The sequence below is a fragment of the Streptomyces sp. genome, assembly GCF_031178505.1.
Classification (GTDB): Bacteria; Actinomycetota; Actinomycetes; order Streptomycetales; family Streptomycetaceae; genus Streptomyces; species Streptomyces gulbargensis.
In genome coordinates, this window is record NZ_JAPSIW010001019.1 from 1 (window position 1) to 1,786 (window position 1,786).

Here is a 1,786-nt window from a genome sequence, read left to right on the forward strand (position 1 = left end):
CTCGCATCAGGCGAGAGCCGCAGGAGTGGAAGGGACACGCGCCGTGGGACAACGCCCGCAGACCCCGGCACAACAGCCGTCCCCACGGGCTGCCCGTAGCTGGACCCGGCCCGCCCCTCGCGGCGACGTACGGCTGGAGGCACTGCTCAGCACCGCCGAGGCACTGCTCGCCGAAAAGCCGTTCACGGAAGTGTCCGTCGGGGAGGTCGCCGCCAGGGCGGGCATCTCGCGGCCCACCTTCTACTTCTACTTCGACACCAAGCACTCGCTCCTGGCCGCCCTGCTGGAACGCGTCATGCACGACAAGCTGGAGATCGCGCTGCGCGGCTTCGGTACCACCGGGGCCGATCCGGACCCCCAGCGCACGTTCGAACAGAACTACGCGGAGATCCTGGCGCTGTGGCGCGAGCACTCCGCCGTGGTGGTCGCCGCGTCGGACGCGATGGCGTCCGACGCGGAGCTCCGGGAGGTGTACACCGGGCTGCTCAGGCTGTTCATCGAGCCGGCCACCGAGTGGATCGAACAGGAGCGTGCCACCGGGCGCGCCCCCGCGGGAACCGACGCGGCGACGCTGGCCACGACCCTGGTCTGGATGAGCGAGCGCAACCTCTACGCCGCCCTCCTCGGCATGGAGCCGAAGGTGTCCGACGGGGAACGGGTGGCCGCGCTCGCGGACGTGTGGATGCGCAGTGTCTTCGGCACGGGGCCCCGGACCGCCGCCTGACGGCAGGACGACGACGCGGCCGGGCCTGGCCGGAGCCGCACTCCCCGGCCGGACGCCCCCCGTTTCAGCGACCGGCCAGGTCGAGTGCCGCGGTGAGGGCCGCCGCCAGGCCGAGGAGAAGGGCGCGCGTCACCGTGCCGAGGGAGTCCCCGATCCCGCCGGTCATGACGGCGAGCGTCCCGGCCATCAGCGAGACGATGCCGATCGCCGTACCGGTCGTCAGCGGCGGGAGGCACGGACCGAGCGCCGGCCCGGCCCCCGGCGGCCTCCCGCGCGCCGATGCCCTGCTGACCCCGGACGGTGAGCTCGAGCCGCCCCGCGGCCGCCCGCATCACCGCGGCTCCCAGGGTCTCCGCCGTGCCCGCCCGCACGTAGACCGCGCACAGCAGACCTTTTCCGCACGCGGCTATCGCTCATGACCGACTTCGTCCTGCCTGACGAAGCGATCGAGCAGGCGCGGGCGCACCCGGGGAGCGCCACCTGGTGCGCGGCCCGGACCTCGTCCGACGTGTACCGCAGCCGGCCGTGCCGGCATTTGACAGCCGTCCGGCACGCGACGGCCTCCAGCGGCCCGTACGAGTGGGCCGGGGCGCGCCCGGCTTCCGGAAGCGCGTGAGCGCGCCGGTGACAGGGCGCCCCGGCGGTACGGCCGGGCCGGCGGCTACAGCTTGCGGAGCACGGAGCTCAGCATGTCGATCTCGTCTGCGGAGAGTTTGTCGGTGAAGTGGCGGCGTACCGCGGCGTCCAGGCCCGGTTGCGCGGCGGTGATGGCCTGGCCCCCGGTGTCGGTGAGGGTGACGGTCACGCTGGCGCCGCCGGAACGTTCGCGGGTGACGAGGCCGCGCCGGCCCATGCGGGTGAGGTGGTGGGAGGTGCGGGTGCGGTCCCAGCCGAGGGCCGCGGCGAGCTCGCTCTGGCGCAGGGAGCCTCCCGCCTTGCTGAGGCTGACGAGGATCGTCAGGTCCGGCTCGGACAGGCCCACCGCCTCGGCGGTGTCGGCGATCACCCGGGCGCGGACGACCTCGTGGGCGCGTTTGAAGGCAGACCAGAGGTCGACAGGAC

3 protein-coding genes are annotated in these 1,786 nt (G+C 73.7%); 1 reads left to right on the forward strand and 2 read right to left on the reverse strand.

The window, feature by feature from the left end:
• Positions 1–43 precede the first annotated feature (43 nt).
• Entirely contained in the window at positions 44–724 is a 681-nt protein-coding gene (locus RIF68_RS35765) for a TetR/AcrR family transcriptional regulator (protein WP_309055793.1), read from the forward strand.
• A gap of 64 nt (positions 725–788) precedes the next feature.
• On the opposite strand, the gene RIF68_RS35770 is transcribed toward RIF68_RS35765, so the two are convergent.
• Positions 789–911, reverse strand: a complete 123-nt coding sequence (locus RIF68_RS35770; RefSeq protein WP_309055794.1) for a hypothetical protein — start codon at positions 909–911, stop codon at positions 789–791.
• A 474-nt stretch (positions 912–1,385) separates the two neighbouring features.
• On the reverse strand, positions 1,386–1,786 hold a 401-nt coding region (locus RIF68_RS35775), incomplete at its 5' end, for a MarR family winged helix-turn-helix transcriptional regulator (protein ID WP_309055796.1).